This window comes from Achromobacter animicus (genome assembly GCF_040775605.1).
Taxonomy (GTDB): Bacteria; Pseudomonadota; Gammaproteobacteria; order Burkholderiales; family Burkholderiaceae_B; genus Achromobacter; species Achromobacter animicus.
This window is the reverse complement of record NZ_JAYGJK010000001.1, coordinates 5768915-5784652: the sequence shown is the minus strand read 5'-3', so window position 1 is coordinate 5784652 and position 15738 is coordinate 5768915. Positions and strand designations below refer to the sequence as shown.

The window sequence follows — 15738 nt, the reverse complement described above, 5'->3', positions numbered from 1 at the left end:
CTGCTATAACGCCAGCCAGCCTACTGATTTCGGGTAGAGGGGCATGGACATGACGGCGTGGATACAGGACTGAAGTTCAGCCTGCCCAAGTGGCGGCTGACACGTTGGCTGACGCATTCCGGGCATGACACGCCGGCGGACATCCGCGCGGCGCTCATCGCCAGTCTGTTCGGCACGCTTCCCATTTTTGCCGGCGGGGTCATCAACACCCTGATGATCTCGGGCGTCGTCGCGTGGCGGCGGCCCGAACCGCTGTATATCTCGTGGCTGATCCTGGAGGTGGTGCTCGCGCTGGTGCGCGTCGTCATCCTCCGATCCGCGCTGCGAGCGGCCCCCAAGGGCGGCAATACCCACACCGATCTCTACATCCTGCTGGCGCTGTTCTGGGCGTTCAGCGTGGGTTATGGCGTCTTCATCACCCTGTTGAACGGCGACTGGCTGGCCGCGACACTGGCTGGCGTGTCCTGCGGCGCCATGGCCGGCGGGATCTGCTTCCGGAACTACGGCGCGCCCCGCCTGGTGGGCGCCATGATTTTCCTGAGTCTTGGCCCCATGTGCCTGGGCGCGCTCTTCACCGGCGAATGGGTCATGGCGATCGTGTTCATCCAGATTCCGTTCTATCTGATCAGCATGGTCATCGCCTCGCACCGCCTGAACCGCATCCTGGTGTCCACCATGTTGGCCGAGCGCGACAGTGATCGCCGCGCCAGCGAAGACGCGCTGACCGGCCTGGCCAACCGCGCCGGCCTGCAGGCGGCGCTGGAACGCGTGTGCTCCAGCGCACGCGGCCATGACAGCGCCGCGGCGCTGCTCTACATGGACATGGACGACTTCAAGCGCATCAACGACACGCACGGCCACGCCGGGGGCGATCAGGTGCTCAAGACCATCGCGGAACGCATGCGCGCCATGCTCCGCGTGGACGACGTCGCCGCGCGGATTGGCGGCGACGAATTCATCGTGCTCGTCACCGGCATCGACGCCACCGCCGCACTGCGGCTGGGCGAACACCTGCTGCGCGACGTCTCGCAGCCCATCACGCTGGCAGACGGCAGCCGCGTCTGCGTGGGACTGTCCATCGGCATCTCGATCCTGTCCGGCGCCAACCGCACCCCGCAGGGCGCGCTGGACTCCGCCGATGCCGCGCTGTATCGCGCCAAGGCGCAGGGCGGCCGCTGCTGCGTGGTGGATCAGAGCGGGCAGATCGCGGAAAGCGAAGGATTGCAGAGCGCGTCCGTCGCGGCTTGATAGGGAGCGCGGCTGTCCGAATTGGTCCGAATCGGTCCAGCGCTGTATGCCGCGTGCGGCGTGCCCGTTGCGCAGCGGGTGCATTCCAGACGCAACTCCACCGCGGTTCGGCCGCATTCCAGCTTCGACTCCGCCACGCGTTCCCACTTCCCGATCCCGCCGGTGAGTTGCACCGACCCCCTCACGAAACAACAAAGTTATCAGATAACCTGAAAAATATGCCTATAATCCGCCCATGTTGACGAAGAGCCTCACCCTCACCGAGCAGGTTGCCCGCCAGCTCGCCAGCGACATCGCGGATGGTGTCCACGCCGTCGGCGCCAAGCTGCCGGCCGGACGCGTGCTGGCCGAGCAATATGGCGTCAGCGCTGCCGTCATCCGAGAAGCCACGGAGCGCCTGCGCGCCCAAGGGCTGATCCAGAGCCGGCAGGGTTCGGGCAGCACGGTCGTCTCGCGCACCGGGGCGCAAGGCTTTCAGGTGTCCACCGGCATCGCGGTCGACCGCAAGAAGCTCGCCAGCGTCTACGAATTGCGCATGGAACTTGAAGGCGGCGCAGCCGCCCTGGCGGCTGTCCGCAGCACGCCGGAGGACCTGGACGCCATGGCGTCAGCCCTCGCCTCGCTGCAAGCCCATCTGGACCACCCCGAGGCCGGCGTCGAACATGACATCGCCTTCCACGTCGCCATCGCGACCGCCACGCACAACAGCTACTACCAGGACCTGTTGCAATACCTGAACCTGCAGCTGCGCTTGGCGGTCAGCACCGCCCGGTCCAACAGCCGCCTGCAAGACGGCCTGACCGCCGCCGTGCACCAGGAACACGTCGCCGTGTTCGAGGCCATCCGCGCCCGCGATCCGGACCGTGCCCGCCAGGCCGCCATCCGCCACCTGCAGCAAGCCGCCGGCCGCCTGCAGCTCGATCTTCTCTCTCCCGCCGCATCCCACATCTCATGAGCGCATCCGACTTTTCTCAACGGCTGGTCCAAGCCCTGGGCCCCGACACCGTCTTCACCGACCCGGCGGACATCGCGCCGTGGCTGTCCGATTGGCGCGGCCTGTACAACGGCCAGGCCCAGGCGGTTGTGCGCCCGCGTACGACGGCCGAGGTCGCCACGTGCCTTGCCTTGTGCCAGGAAGCTGGCGTGCCGGTCGTGCCGCGCGGCGGCAACACCGGCTTGTGCGGCGGCGCCACGCCCGATGGCGGCGCCAGCAACGTCGTCATCAGCCTGGACCGCATGAACGCCGTGCGCGCCATCGACACCGTGGCCAACACCATGGTTGCCGAGGCCGGCGCCATCCTCGGCAACCTGCGCCGCGCCGCCCAGGACGCCGGCCGCCTGCTGCCGCTCAGCCTGGCCGCCGAAGACTCCAGCCAGATCGGCGGCAACGTCGCCACCAACGCCGGCGGCGTGAACGTGGTGCGCTATGGCATGGCGCGTGAACTGGTCCTGGGCCTGGAAGCGGTGCTGCCCACCGGCGAAATCTTCCACGGCCTGCGCACCCTGCGCAAAGACAACACCGGCTACGACCTCAAGCAATTGCTCATCGGTTCCGAAGGCACGCTCGGCATCATCACCGCCGTCGCGCTGCGCCTCTACCCGCGCACCGACGTGCGATCGGTCGTGCTGGCCGCCGTCGAATCGCCCGCGCAAGCGCTGCAACTCTTCGAGATCCTGTTCGAACAATGCGGCGCGCGCCTGCAGGCGTTTGAATTTTTCACCGGCGATTGCCTGGACCTGGTGCTGACGCACGCCGAGGGCGTGCAGGAACCGTTCGAACAGCGCTACCCGGCCTACGTGCTGGTGGAACTGGCCGACACGACGGACGAAACCGCCCTGAACACGCTGCTCGAAAACGTCATCGGCACGGCGCTGGAACGCGGCCTGTGCCTGGACGCCGCGGTCTCGGCGTCGCTGGCGCAGTTGCAGACGCTGTGGAAGCTGCGCGAGGAAATCTCCGAAGCCCAACGCGCTGACGGCCCGCACCTGAAGCACGACGTGTCGCTACCGATCGAACGCATTCCCGACTTCATGCAGACCGCCGAAGCCCGCGTACGCGCGCTGTACCCCGACATCCGCCCCTTCATCTTCGGCCACTTCGGCGACGGCAACCTGCACTACAACCTGTCCCGCCCCGCAGGCGCAGACCGCAACTGGGTCGCTGAGCATGGGGCGGCGATCACGGATGCGGTGTTGGATGAAGTGAATCGTTATGGCGGGAGTATTTCTGCCGAGCATGGGATCGGGCAGTTGAAGCGGGAGCATTTCTTGCATAGCAAGGATGCGGTGGAGTTGCGGTTGATGCGGGAGATCAAGAAGGTGATGGATCCTGCGGGGATCATGAATCCTGGGAAGTTGTTGTAGGCTGCGTCAGATCTTCGTGGGTCGTATCAGAGCTTCTTAAGCCGCATCAGATCTTCGTAGGTCATATCAGATCTTCGTAGGTCGCCCGACGCCGCGGTCACCGTGGGCACGATCGCCCACGATTGCGGTCCGGAGCCTTCGCTCCGGACTGCCCCGTTGTCATCCTCGTCCGCCTTCGGCTCCCTACGGATTCCCTCGGGCGCATCGACGGCGCTCGCGCCCACGGTGACCGCGACGCCGTGCTGCTAGGGTCTTTGGTATGGGGCGCTGCAAGACCTGTGTTCAGGGCAGGAAATCTGCGGGGCCGCCGGGTTGCTGCCGCCCGGGCGGCGGCAACCCAGCATCTGTCCCGTGGGACGTCGGGGTGGTGTGCGCTTGCGCGATGGCGGGGATCGGTTTGCTAATGGTGCTCGCCGACGGGGGAGGGGCCGTGATGGGCGGCGCGCGTCGACGGTCAGCCACAACCTGCCGACCCGTACGCGCGCCGCCCATCGGGCACTTGAGTTCAAGTGGCGATTAACGTCGGTACTGGTTGAGTTTGGCGAGATCGTCCGCCGCTGCCCGTGTCTGACCTCGTCGCGATGGCGGTGTCTGACACCTCACTTGGTCTTACGAATTCGAGTCCGTGGGTGTCAGGCACCCGACTTGGTCTTACGAATGTGGCGGTGTCAGACACCCGACTTGGTCTTACGAAACCGACGGTGCCAGACGGTATCTCAACCAGATGCCGCCACACGCGAAGCGTCATCGCTACGACGTAAGACGACGCGTAAGCCCACGAAGGCCGCCCGCGCGGCCGCCCGGGGGCGGGCACCGCAAGACGCTTCTCTCCCACCCCGCTGTGGGCAAGAACCTAAAGAACCCAACTCGCCCCAGTGCCCGTGGAGATTCACTCAGCAGAGCCCGGTGTGGCGTGGGCCTGGGGTGGGCGGGGCGTTTAGATGCGCCCGACGGAAACCGTAGGGAGCCGAAGGCGGACGAGGTTGAGGACGGGGCAGTCCGGAGCGAAGGCTCCGGACCGCAATCGGAGCCCCGCCCACCCCAGGCCCACGACGCGCCGGGCGTCTAAAGAACCCGATCCGCCGCAAGCCGCAAGCCGCAAGCCGCAAGCCACAAGCCACAAGCCACACCAGCAAATCACTGCCGGTGATAAACCTCACTTCCTTTCCGCACAAACTCCACCGACTTCTCCTGCATCCCCTTCGCCAGCGCCTCTTTCTCGCTAACGCCCTGAGCCGCCGCATAATCCCGCACATCCTGCGTGATCTTCATGCTGCAGAAATGCGGCCCGCACATCGAGCAGAAGTGCGCCACCTTCATCGAATCCTTCGGCAGCGTTTCGTCGTGGAATTCCTTCGCCGTATCCGGATCCAGCCCCAAGTTGAACTGATCATCCCAACGGAACTCGAACCGCGCCTTCGATAGCGCGTTGTCGCGGATCGCAGCCCCCGGATGCCCCTTCGCAAGATCAGCCGCATGCGCCGCGATCTTGTACGTGATGATGCCGTCCTTCACATCCTTCTTGTTCGGCAAGCCCAGGTGTTCCTTCGGCGTCACGTAGCAAAGCATCGCCGTGCCATACCACCCGATCAATGCCGCGCCGATACCCGACGTGATGTGGTCATAGCCAGGCGCGATGTCCGTCGTCAGCGGACCCAGCGTATAGAACGGCGCCTCGTGGCAGTGTTCCAGCTGCAGGTCCATGTTCTCCTTGATCATCTGCATCGGCACATGCCCAGGGCCTTCGATCATCACCTGCACATCGTGCTTCCAGGCCACCTGCGTCAGCTCGCCCAGCGTCTTCAGTTCGGCGAATTGCGCCTCGTCATTTGCGTCATAGCCCGAGCCCGGCCGCAGGCCGTCGCCCAGCGAAAAGCTCACGTCGTACGCCTTCATAATCTCGCAGATCTCTTCAAAGCGTTCGTACAGGAAGCTCTCCTTGTGATGCGCCAGGCACCACTTCGCCATGATCGAGCCGCCGCGCGACACGATGCCTGTCATCCGGTCTGCCGTCATCGGAATGAACGGCAGTCGCACGCCCGCATGGATCGTGAAATAGTCCACGCCTTGCTCCGCCTGCTCGATCAGCGTGTCGCGGAAGATCTCCCAGGTCAGGTCCTCGGCCTTGCCGTCCACCTTTTCTAGCGCCTGGTAGATCGGCACCGTGCCGATCGGCACCGGCGAATTGCGGATGATCCACTCGCGGGTTTCGTGGATGTGCTTGCCCGTGGACAGATCCATCACCGTGTCGCCGCCCCAGCGGATCGCCCACGTCATCTTCTCCACTTCCTCGCCGATCCCCGAGCTGACCGCGGAATTGCCGATGTTCGCGTTGATCTTCACCAGGAAATTGCGGCCGATGGCCATCGGTTCCACTTCCGGATGATTGATGTTGGCCGGGATGATCGCCCGGCCGCGTGCCACTTCCGCACGCACGAATTCCGGCGTGATCGCGGCCGGAATCGAGGCGCCGAATGATTGGCCCGGATGCTGGCGCAGCAGGCGCTTGACCATCTTCTCGCCGTCGGGACCGCTGTCGCGCAGCGTCTGCAGGTAGTGCTCGCGGCGCAGGCTTTCGCGGATCGCTACGTATTCCATTTCCGGCGTGATGATGCCGCGGCGCGCGTAGTGCATCTGCGACACGTTCGCGCCTGACTTTGCGCGGCGCGGCGGGCGCTGCAGGTCAAAGCGCATCGCCGTCAGCTTGGGATCGGTCAGACGCGACTTGCCGTAATCGCTGGTGGGACCGGACAGCAGCTCCGTATCGCCGCGCTCCTCGATCCAGGCGCGGCGCAGTTCCGGCAGGCCGCGGCGGATATCGATCTTGGCCTCGGGGTCCGTGTAGGGGCCGCTACAGTCGTACACCGTCAGCGGCGGGTTCTTCTCGCCTCCGAACATCGTCGGCGTGTCGTCCTGTTCGATTTCCCGGAAGGGTACGCGGATGTCGGGGCGCGAGCCCACTTCATACACGCGGCGGGATTTGGGCAGCGGTGCGACGGCCGCCGCGTCGACTTCGGCGGTAGCGGCCAGGAATTTGGGATTGGCGTTCATGGAAAGCTCCAAGCGAGTGGTTGGAGCCGATCGGGATGGACTCCCGTCCAGGCGTGCGAAGACGCGCGGCGGGAATACGCTCCCAGCATCGGCATTATCCGTACTGGTACGAAGGGACTCTCTCAACACGTCGCCGCCCTGAAGCGGGACGAGTACCCCTGCGTGAACGCGAAGTATAGAGCCAAGCGGACCCGGCGCCTTCATCAATCTCTTCGGAATGCCGCAAGCCGCGTAAATAGGGCTTTTCAAGCAGGCTGGTATTACTGCTTTACATTTGGATTCAGTCTAGGCAGACACCGTCATGCAGGTTCGGTACACTTTTTTCCACCCGCCGCGTGTACAGTCTTAGAGTCTTACCGTTCGGCATCAGCCCACTTAAGAAGGAATCGAGCATGCAACTGAACCTACGCACTTTGGCGCCCGCCCTCGTTGTCGTGACATTGGCGCTAGCGGGTTGCAAGACCGCCCCGACTAAGACGTCCGACGCCGCGACCACGCCTCAAGCGGGCCAGCAAGCCGCCACGCCCGCGACCGCCGCGCGCGTGGATTTCTATCTCGCCAAGCGCGAACCCGGCGCCGGCCTGCGTGAAGTCAGCCTCCCGGACGGCAAGCTCTATCTGCAGGAAACGCCCGTCCTCACGCGCGCCGACCTGACCGATGCCGCCGCACTGGTGGACCGCCAAGGCCAAAACTTTGTGGGTCTGCGTTTCTCTGAAGCCGGCACGCGCAAGCTCACCACCGTCAGCACCGCCAACGTCGGCAGCGTCCTGGCTCTGGTGATCGATCAGGAACTGGTTGCCGCGCCGCTGATCGGCGAACCGCTCAACCGCGGCGTGCTGGCATTCGGCGTGCCTTCGGCTCAAGCCGCTTCCGAGATCGCCGCCCGCATCCGTGGCGACGCCGCTCCCGCGGCAGGTGGCACGGCCCCCGCGCCGGCGCCCGCCGCCAAGCCCTGATTCAGGGCGCGCAAAAAAACCGGCTCATGTAGCCGGTTTTTTTTGCGCCGCGCTTTTGTCTGGATGGGGCGACGCATTCCCCGTGTGCACCCAACGGGACCAGATGAATTGTTCCGCGTGGACGACCGCCAGCCTGTATCGCAATCAGCCGATCTTGCGGCCGCGCGGCTTGACGCCGCGGCGAAGCAATGTGGTTTCGATGAAGGTCTGGGTCAACGCTTCGAGCATTGCCCGTTCGTCAGCCGTCAGCGACTCGAATTGCGACGGCGAAATGTTGGGATAGGGCCAAGGCGCCTGCGGGCGGGGCCGGCCGCCAGGGCGCGGCGCGGCGTCGGACACGCCTGATACTGGCAAGGTATTGCTCAGGTCGTAGGCTTCCAGGGGAAGTTCCATGGGACCCTTGCCGGTCTCCAGCCATTCGACTTCGATCTTCAACACCTGCGCCAGCTTGCGCGCGGATCGGCTCGAATGCCGCAGACCACTTTCGTAGCTGCCGATAGCACTTTGGGAGATGCGCACCAAACGGGCGAGCGCCTTCTGCGTGTGGCCACGAAGAAGACGCGCATGCTTCAGTCGGTCTGAGAATGTTTTCACAGGGCGATTGAAGCTTGCAGGTCTGTCACGTTGGTGGATATAAGTAACACTAGGGTGATAACTTCTGAGGCGGTCGCATGTGGGAGCGGGGCAGCGTGTTCATCGTGCCATCTGAGAATGTGGCGGGGTGGCGTCTTGCCGCCGTGCTGCGCCAGTTTCAATGGGAGACCCGCGTCTTCGCATCGGTGGACGCGCTGCAGGAACACCTGCCTGACCAGGCGCCGGATCTGCTTGCGCTGCAGGGCCCGCGCGCCGGCATTGCCGATCTTGTCGGCCAATTGCGCCACGCCGCGCCCGGCGTCCGGGTGGTGTGGCAGGACGGCAGCGCCACCGCGGCCGAGCGCGCGGCGGCGCTGGACGCAGGCGTCGACGCCTGTGTGCCGGCCGGCATGGAGCCCCTGGAATGGGATGCGCTCTTGCGCAGCTTGTACCGGCGTTCGCGATGCGGACCGGGCGCGTGGCGCGTCGTGGCGCCGGGGCGGGTGCTGGTGGGCCCTGCGGGTCAACGCCTGCCGCTCACGCTGCGCGAGCGCGCCGTGCTGATGCGATTGTTCAATGCGCCGGGCTACTGCCTGCATCGCGAAAACTTCTTTCCGGCGGAAACGCGCGACCCCCTGGACGGCGCGCGGCGCGTGGATGTCGTCGTGTCGCGGCTGCGCAGCAAGGCGCGCCGGTTCAATATCGAACTTCCGCTATTGGCGGTGCGGGGGTGGGGGTACATCCTGCTGCCCGAAGGCGCGGGCAGGGCGCCTTCGGTGGCGGACGGCGTCTGACTTACAGCACCACCAGGTTGTCCCGGTGCATGAGCTCGGGTTCGGTCATGCTGCCCAGAATGCGCGCGATCTGCGACGACGGCTGGCGCAGGATGCGGCGCGTGTCGGCAGACGAATAATTGATCAGGCCGCGGGCGCATTCCACGCCCTTGCTGTCCACGCAGGCCACGACGTCGCCGCGGCCGAACTCGCCGTCGACGTCGGTCACGCCGATGGGCAAGAGGCTCTTGCCTTCGCGCAGCAACGCTTGCACGGCGCCGTCGTCCAGCACGACGCGGCCGCGCAGCCGCAGGTGATCGGCCAGCCATTGCTTGCGCGCCGACCACACCGGCAGGACGGCCTGCAGTTCGCTGCCGATGCACTCGCCCTGGGCCAGTCGCGTCAGCACGTTGCGTTCGCGGCCCGAGGCGATGACGGTGTGCGCGCCGCTGTGCGCCGCGCGCTTGGCGGCCAGCACCTTGGTCAGCATGCCGCCGGTGCCGATGCCGCTGCCCGCGCCACCCGCCATGGCTTCCAGCGCGGGTTCGCCGGCCTGGGCATGCGAAATGAATTTGGCTTGGGGATTCTTGCGCGGATCCGAGTCATACAGGCCGCGTTGGTCGGTCAGGATGACCAGCGTGTCGGCTTCGATCAGGTTGGTGACCAGCGCGCCCAGCGTGTCGTTGTCGCCCAGGCGGATTTCATCGGTCACGACCGTGTCGTTTTCGTTCACGATGGGCACGACGCCCAGACGCAGCAGCGCAAACAGGGTGCTGCGCGCGTTCAGATAGCGGTGACGGTCGGCCAGGTCTTCGTGGGTCAGCAGAATCTGCGCGGTGCGCAGGCCGTGTTCCGCGAAGGCGGCCTCGTAGGCCTGGCACAGTCCCATCTGGCCCACCGCCGCCGCGGCTTGCAGCTCGTGCATGACGGACGGGCGCTTGCGCCAGCCCAGGCGCGCCATGCCTTCGGCGATGGCGCCGCTGGACACCAGCACGATCTGCTTGCCCTGCTTGTGCAGGGCGGCGATCTGCGCGGCCCAGTGGGCGACCGCGGCGCGGTCCAGGCCTCGGCCTTCGTTGGTGACCAGCGATGAGCCGACTTTGGCGACGATGCGCTGGGCGTGGGTGACGACGGAAACGGCGGGTGATTCAGCAGACATGATGGCGGCCGGCTGCGGCGAAAAAAAGCGTAATCGAAAGGACTGCGATTATGGCTTATTCGTTACCGCCGCGCGGCGCCGCCGGCTTGTCCGCGTCGGTGCGCGTGTCGTCAAAGCGCGGGTCCGGCGCCACGTAGGTGCCTTCGGCCTGATCCTGCGCAAGCTGTTCCTTTTCGCGTTCGGCGTCCAGGTAGTCCTGCAGCGCGTAGATCAGGTCTTGCGTGCCCTCGCCCGACAGGCCCGAGATGCCGAATACCGGACCCGTCCAGCCGTAGAGTTCCAGGAAGCGGCGCTTGGTGTCCTCGGGGTCCGGCACCATGTCCAGCTTGTTCAGGATCAGCCAGCGGGGCTTGGCGGCCAGTTCGGCGTCATAGCGGCGCAATTCTTCGACGATGGCGCGGGCGTCCGCGACGGCCTGCTCGACCGGATCGGCGTCCGGGTCCGGCGTGGACACGTCCACCAGGTGCAGCAGCACGCGGGTGCGCGCCAGATGGCGCAGGAACAGGTGGCCAAGGCCGGCGCCTTCGGAGGCGCCTTCGATCAGCCCCGGAATGTCGGCCACGACGAAGCTGCGCGACGGCGACGTGCGCACCACGCCCAGATTGGGATGCAGCGTGGTGAACGGATAGTCGGCGATCTTCGGCTTGGCGTTGGAAATGCGGGTGATCAGCGTCGACTTGCCCGCGTTGGGCAGGCCCAGCAGACCCACGTCGGCCAGCACTTTCAGTTCCATGCGCAGGTAGCGATGCTCGCCTTCCTTGCCCGGCGTCCACTGCTTGGGGGCGCGGTTCACGCTGGATTTGAAATGGATGTTGCCCATGCCGCCCTGGCCGCCGGCTGCCAGCACGACTTTCTGTTCGTGCTTGTTCAGGTCGAACAGGACCTCGCCGGTGTCGGCGTCATGGATGATCGTGCCCACCGGCACGCGCAGGGTGATGTCCGGGGCGGCAGCGCCGTACTGATCCGAGCCGCGGCCGTTTTCGCCGTTCTTGGCGCGGTGCAGGCGCGCGTAGCGGAAGTCGATCAGCGTGTTGATGTTGCGATCGGCCACCGCATAGATGGTGCCGCCGCGGCCACCGTCGCCGCCGTCGGGACCGCCGCGGGGAATGAATTTTTCGCGGCGAAAGCTCGCCACGCCATTGCCGCCTTTACCGGCGACCACTTCAATGGTGGCTTCGTCTACGAATTTCATGGTGTCTGCGCGTGTAGTAGGTGAGGGCGGGCGTCCGTACAGGGAGCCGCCGGGAGGCAATCGAGAGCTTACTCGCCAATTGCCTTCAAACAAAAAAGCCCTGCCGCACGCGACAGGGCTTTTGCCGTTCGGGAAACGCGGCGGACCGCGTTCCAGATCGTATGCAACCGCGGACGTGAGGTCCGCGGGCTTGCCAACCGATTACTCGGCAGCGACGATCGAAACGGTCTGCTTGTTCAATGCGCCCTTGAAGCCGAATTGAACCTTGCCGTCGACCAGCGCGAACAGGGTGTGGTCCTTGCCCATGCCGACGTTCACGCCAGCGTGGAAGCGAGTACCGCGCTGACGCACGATGATCGAACCAGCGGGAATGAGTTCGCCGCCGAATGCCTTGACGCCCAGACGCTTCGATTCTGAGTCGCGTCCGTTCCGCGTAGAGCCGCCGCCCTTTTTCTGTGCCATGTTTAGCTCCTGCTAAGTGGTACCGAGTCGCTTCTTAAGCCGTGATGGCTTCGATGCGGATTTCGGTGTAGTTCTGACGGTGGCCCTGACGCTTCTGATAGTGCTTGCGACGGCGCATCTTGAAGATCTTGACCTTGTCGTGGCGGCCTTGCGCAAGAACCGTTGCCTTGACCACGGCGCCGGAGACGAGGGGCGTGCCAACTTTCAGTTGGTCGCCTTCGCCCACGGACAGCACTTGGTCCAGGGTGATTTCTTGCCCAATGTCAGCCGGTATCTGTTCTATCTTGAGTTTTTCGCCAGCGGCAACGCGATACTGCTTGCCACCGGTTTTTACGACCGCGTACATGGGGTGTTCCTTAAATAGGTAAATGGGTTCGTTCGTGTGGCCTGCCCTGCTGGGCTAGGGTGCCTTGCTGAACCGTCCTTGCCAAATGCCCGAAGATTCAGGGCTGACCAGGGCGTCAGGTGGCATACACGAACAACCGACGTAATTCGGCCATTGCTGACCGAATCCGAGATATTAGCCTGGGACTTTTGGAAAGTCAAAAAGCTGTTGCAGGCTAAGGGCTTAGGTGTGGCGTGAAGGCTTCAGACAGCGGGGATCACGCGCAGCGCGATGTCGCGCGCCACCCGGCGGATGCCGTCCATGGCCGCTTGCCGGTGGGCGTCGTCCAGCCGGTCGGTCGGGATGGACGTGCTGACCGCGACCCGCTTGCCCAGCGGCGTCACGCCGACAAAGGCCGCAAAGCATACGAGGCCGGTGGCGACTTCCTCCCGGTCCTGGGCCAGACCCTCCCGGCGGGCCTCTTCAAGCTCGCGGTGCAGGTGCGCGGCGTCCGAGATCGTGCGGTCGGTGACGCGGGGCAGGGTCTTGGGCAGCCGGACGGCCAGTTCTTCGGGCGTCAGGCTGGCAAGCAGCGCCTTGCCCAGCGCGCAGGCATGTGCGGGCAGCCGCAAGCCCAGGTCCGACACCAGGCGCACGGGCCGGCGCGCATCTTCCCGCGCCAGGTACACCACGTCAAAGCCATCCAGCGCCGCCAGTTGCACGACCTCGTTGCAGCGGTCCACGAAGGCGGCGGCCGAGTGGTGAAAGGCCGCTTGCAGACCATCGTGCCGCAGGTAGGCGGCGCCCAGCGCCATCAATTCCAGTCCGATGATGTAGCCGCCGTCCTGGCGTTCGACCCATCGGCGTTGCTCCAGGCAGTCGAGCAGCAGGTACAGCGTGCTCTTGGGCATCTCGCAGGCCCGCGCGAGTTCGGCGGCCTTGACCGGCGTGGGGCGGCCCGACAGCACGCGCAGGATGTCGTGGGTGCGGCGGATGGCGGGGACGTCGTAATCGGCAGCCATGATTCCAATAGGTTGGACGTAAAAGCAAGATGTTGGACATGATAAATGAAGTCTCCTAGACTGGTTCGCCATGCCGATGGGTGTGCCGCGTTGCGGGGATTCTCATGCCGCATGGATTGCGCGTGTCGGGCTGCCATGCCGGCCGGCCACTCATGCGACCGTGCCACCGACGCCCGGACGGTAACCCGGCGCAAAACAATCACGCGCCCGCCACCCGGACGGGCATCACGCGAGGAGACACCATGAACGACAACACCCTGCTGCCCGCCGACCTGCCCGACGCCCTGTTGGTGGGCCGCGTCTGGCGCCCCGATCCTGCCGGCGGACCCAGCGTGGTCGTTGTCCGTGCGGGCGAGGTGATCGATATCACCGCCACGGCGCCGACCGTATCCGACCTGCTGGACCATCCCGACCGCGTGGCCGTGGCGCGCGAGGCCAAGGGCGAATCCCTGGGCGATGCGCGCGCCCTCATGGCGGCCACGCTGCAAGGCGCCGACGGCCCGCGCCTGCTGGCGCCGTGCGATCTGCAGCCCGTGAAAGCAGCGGGCGTCACCTTTGCCATCAGTCTGCTGGAACGCCTGATCGAGGAAGAGGCGGGCGGCGACGCCGGCCGCGCGGAGGAAATCCGCGTGCGGATGCAGGCGCTGATCGGCTCGGATCTGTCCCGGCTGCGCCCGGGATCGCCCGAAGCCATCCGCCTGAAAGCCGAAATGATCGAGCGGGGCCAGTGGTCGCAATATCTGGAAGTGGGCATTGGCCCCGACGCTGAAGTCTTTTCCAAGACACCGCCCATGGCCTCGGTGGGATTCGGCGCGCGGATCGGCGTGCTGCCGGAATCGCAGTGGAACAACCCCGAGCCGGAGATCGTGCTGGCGGTCGACAGCCGGGGTGAAGTGGTGGGCGCCACCTTGGGCAACGACGTGAACCTGCGCGACATCGAAGGCCGCAGCGCGCTGCTCCTGACCAAGGCCAAGGACAACAACGGGTCCTGCGCCATCGGTCCGTTCATCCGGCTGTTCGATGGCGCCTTCACGCTGGACAGCGTGCGCGATGCCGACGTCTCGCTGCGCATCGAAGGCCCCGACGGGTTCGAGCTGGACGGTGTCAGCCACATGCGCGAAATCAGCCGCGATCCGCTGGACCTGGTGCGCCAGACTTTTGGTGCGCACCATCAGTATCCCGACGGCTTCATGCTGTTCCTGGGCACCATGTTTTCGCCCTCCAAGGACCGCAAGGGCCCTGGCACCGGCTTCACCCACGTGACCGGCGACCGGGTCGTCATCGCCTCGGAACGCCTGGGCGCACTGGTCAATGAAGTGCAACTGGCCACCGAAATCCCGCCCTGGACGTTTGGCGTGCGCGCGCTTTACGCCAACCTGGCCGCGCGGGGGCTGCTGCCGTACGGGCGCTGAGCCCGCCGCTGGATCCGACCCGGGGCAGGGCCCGCGGCGCCGGGCCTTGCCGCTTGCGGCATGCGCGCCCGGAATTCCCGCGCACTCCCCGTATAATCCACGGTCGAATCCCCCGCCGACCGCTGGCGGGCCCAGCGGTAAGAGCCGTCACGCGGCTCGCTTCACACTTGTCGGATACGTCTTGAATCTCCCCGCGCTCATTGCCCCCATAGCTGACGATATGAAAGCCGTCGATGCGGTTATCCGCGAGCGGCTGAATTCCGATGTGGTTCTGATCCGCACGATCGGCGACTACATCATTGGAGCGGGCGGCAAGCGCATGCGCCCGGCCATGGTGCTGATGGTGGCGCGCGCCCTGGGCTACGAAGGCACCCATCATCAACTGCTGGCCGCCGTCGTGGAATTCATCCACACGGCCACGCTGCTGCACGACGATGTGGTGGACGAGTCCGACCTGCGCCGCGGGCGCGAAACCGCCAACGCCGTGTTCGGCAACGCGGCCAGCGTCCTGGTGGGCGACTACCTGTATTCGCGGTCGTTCGAGATGATGGTGGAGGCCGACTCGATGCGCATCATGAGCATCCTGTCCGAAGCCACCACCGTGATCGCCGAGGGCGAGGTGCTGCAGCTTCTGAACGTGCATGACCCGGACGTCTCGCAAGAGCGCTACCTGCAGGTGGTGCGCTACAAGACCGCCAAGCTGTTCGAAGCCGCCGCTCAGGTGGGCGCCGTGCTGGCGGGCGCCACGCCCGAGCAGGAAGCCGCCGCGGCCGCCTATGGCCGCCACGTGGGCACCGCGTTCCAGCTGGTCGACGACGTCCTGGACTACAGCGGCGACGCCGCCGCGCTGGGCAAGAACGTCGGCGACGACCTGCGCGAAGGCAAGCCCACGCTGCCGCTGATCCGTGTCATGGAAGTGGGTACGCCTGAACAACAGCAACTGATCCGCGACGCCATCAAGACGGGCGACGCCGACTTCGCTGCCGTGGCCGCCGCCATCCAGGCCACGGACGCGCTGGAACACGCCCGCCTGGCCGCCGTGGCCGAGGCAGATCGGGCCCGTGAAGCCCTTTCGATCTACCCCATTTCCCCTTTTCAAAATTCTCTGTTAGAATTCTGCGCTTTCGCGGTGAATAGAGATCGCTAGCAAAAAAGGCGGTTGGAAATTCACTGAGGTTGTACCAACCGGTGGTCTGAGTGA

14 protein-coding genes are annotated in these 15738 nt (G+C 65.6%); 7 read left to right on the top strand and 7 right to left on the bottom strand.

Annotation, left to right across the window (positions count from 1 at the left end; all coding sequences use genetic code 11):
• The first annotated feature begins 57 nt into the window (after window positions 1-57).
• The 3 genes from AB3147_RS26400 to AB3147_RS26390 all read left to right on the top strand — a co-directional run bounded on the left by AB3147_RS26400 (window position 58) and on the right by AB3147_RS26390 (window position 3612).
• Window positions 58-1248: a GGDEF domain-containing protein gene (locus AB3147_RS26400; RefSeq protein ID WP_367353394.1), complete on the top strand. Its 1191-nt coding sequence runs from the start codon at window positions 58-60 to the stop codon at window positions 1246-1248.
• A 235-nt stretch (window positions 1249-1483) separates the two neighbouring features.
• Complete coding sequence (locus tag AB3147_RS26395) at window positions 1484-2203, top strand: FadR/GntR family transcriptional regulator (RefSeq protein ID WP_175139017.1); 720 nt, start codon at window positions 1484-1486, stop codon at window positions 2201-2203.
• Complete coding sequence (locus AB3147_RS26390) at window positions 2200-3612, top strand: FAD-binding oxidoreductase (protein ID WP_175122087.1); 1413 nt, start codon at window positions 2200-2202, stop codon at window positions 3610-3612. Before AB3147_RS26395 ends, AB3147_RS26390 begins: the two co-directional genes overlap by 4 nt.
• Before the next feature lie 1137 nt (window positions 3613-4749).
• On the opposite strand, the gene thiC is transcribed toward AB3147_RS26390, so the two are convergent.
• Entirely contained in the window at window positions 4750-6663 is a 1914-nt protein-coding gene (thiC, locus tag AB3147_RS26385) for a phosphomethylpyrimidine synthase ThiC (protein WP_367353393.1), read from the bottom strand.
• Between the two features lie 392 nt (window positions 6664-7055).
• Here thiC and AB3147_RS26380 point away from each other — a divergent pair, with 392 nt between their 5' ends.
• Window positions 7056-7619: a SecDF P1 head subdomain-containing protein gene (locus tag AB3147_RS26380; RefSeq protein WP_175139481.1), complete on the top strand. Its 564-nt coding sequence runs from the start codon at window positions 7056-7058 to the stop codon at window positions 7617-7619.
• A gap of 144 nt (window positions 7620-7763) precedes the next feature.
• Here the strand turns inward: AB3147_RS26380 and AB3147_RS26375 are convergent, their stop codons facing one another.
• Complete coding sequence (locus AB3147_RS26375) at window positions 7764-8192, bottom strand: helix-turn-helix transcriptional regulator (RefSeq protein ID WP_255595293.1); 429 nt, start codon at window positions 8190-8192, stop codon at window positions 7764-7766.
• A 125-nt stretch (window positions 8193-8317) separates the two neighbouring features.
• Here AB3147_RS26375 and AB3147_RS26370 point away from each other — a divergent pair, with 125 nt between their 5' ends.
• Complete coding sequence (locus tag AB3147_RS26370) at window positions 8318-8986, top strand: transcriptional regulator (protein ID WP_367353392.1); 669 nt, start codon at window positions 8318-8320, stop codon at window positions 8984-8986.
• A gap of 1 nt (window position 8987) precedes the next feature.
• Here the strand turns inward: AB3147_RS26370 and proB are convergent, their stop codons facing one another.
• The 5 genes from proB to AB3147_RS26345 all read right to left on the bottom strand — a co-directional run bounded on the left by proB (window position 8988) and on the right by AB3147_RS26345 (window position 13125).
• On the bottom strand, window positions 8988-10124 hold the full coding sequence (gene proB, locus AB3147_RS26365; protein ID WP_218342626.1) for a glutamate 5-kinase: 1137 nt from the start codon (window positions 10122-10124) through the stop codon (window positions 8988-8990).
• Window positions 10125-10179: 55 nt separating this feature from the next.
• The gene (gene obgE, locus AB3147_RS26360; RefSeq protein WP_175122093.1) at window positions 10180-11316 is read right to left on the bottom strand and encodes a GTPase ObgE; all 1137 of its coding nucleotides are present in this window, start codon (window positions 11314-11316) and stop codon (window positions 10180-10182) included.
• Between the two features lie 201 nt (window positions 11317-11517).
• Entirely contained in the window at window positions 11518-11778 is a 261-nt protein-coding gene (gene rpmA / locus AB3147_RS26355; protein ID WP_006389959.1) for a 50S ribosomal protein L27, read from the bottom strand.
• Between the two features lie 34 nt (window positions 11779-11812).
• Complete coding sequence (gene rplU, locus AB3147_RS26350) at window positions 11813-12124, bottom strand: 50S ribosomal protein L21 (protein ID WP_006216228.1); 312 nt, start codon at window positions 12122-12124, stop codon at window positions 11813-11815.
• Window positions 12125-12366: 242 nt separating this feature from the next.
• Window positions 12367-13125, bottom strand: a complete 759-nt coding sequence (locus AB3147_RS26345) for an IclR family transcriptional regulator (RefSeq protein ID WP_367353391.1) — start codon at window positions 13123-13125, stop codon at window positions 12367-12369.
• A gap of 242 nt (window positions 13126-13367) precedes the next feature.
• Here AB3147_RS26345 and AB3147_RS26340 point away from each other — a divergent pair, with 242 nt between their 5' ends.
• Together AB3147_RS26340 and ispB are read left to right on the top strand one after the other, a co-directional pair.
• A complete protein-coding gene (locus AB3147_RS26340) occupies window positions 13368-14537 on the top strand; it encodes a fumarylacetoacetate hydrolase family protein (protein WP_367353390.1) in 1170 nt (389 codons plus the stop codon).
• Between the two features lie 181 nt (window positions 14538-14718).
• A complete protein-coding gene (gene ispB / locus AB3147_RS26335) occupies window positions 14719-15684 on the top strand; it encodes an octaprenyl diphosphate synthase (RefSeq protein WP_063952160.1) in 966 nt (321 codons plus the stop codon).
• The last annotated feature ends 54 nt before the right edge of the window (window positions 15685-15738 follow it).

Coding starts and splice junctions, on each gene's coding strand:
- AB3147_RS26395 (WP_175139017.1), top strand. CDS start 1,484: ATGTTGACGAAGAGCCTCACCCTCACCGAGCAGGTTGCCCGCCAGCTC.
- AB3147_RS26390 (WP_175122087.1), top strand. CDS start 2,200: ATGAGCGCATCCGACTTTTCTCAACGGCTGGTCCAAGCCCTGGGCCCC.
- thiC (WP_367353393.1), bottom strand. CDS start 6,663: ATGAACGCCAATCCCAAATTCCTGGCCGCTACCGCCGAAGTCGACGCG.
- AB3147_RS26380 (WP_175139481.1), top strand. CDS start 7,056: ATGCAACTGAACCTACGCACTTTGGCGCCCGCCCTCGTTGTCGTGACA.
- proB (WP_218342626.1), bottom strand. CDS start 10,124: ATGTCTGCTGAATCACCCGCCGTTTCCGTCGTCACCCACGCCCAGCGC.
- obgE (WP_175122093.1), bottom strand. CDS start 11,316: ATGAAATTCGTAGACGAAGCCACCATTGAAGTGGTCGCCGGTAAAGGC.
- rpmA (WP_006389959.1), bottom strand. CDS start 11,778: ATGGCACAGAAAAAGGGCGGCGGCTCTACGCGGAACGGACGCGACTCA.
- rplU (WP_006216228.1), bottom strand. CDS start 12,124: ATGTACGCGGTCGTAAAAACCGGTGGCAAGCAGTATCGCGTTGCCGCT.
- AB3147_RS26345 (WP_367353391.1), bottom strand. CDS start 13,125: ATGGCTGCCGATTACGACGTCCCCGCCATCCGCCGCACCCACGACATC.
- AB3147_RS26340 (WP_367353390.1), top strand. CDS start 13,368: ATGAACGACAACACCCTGCTGCCCGCCGACCTGCCCGACGCCCTGTTG.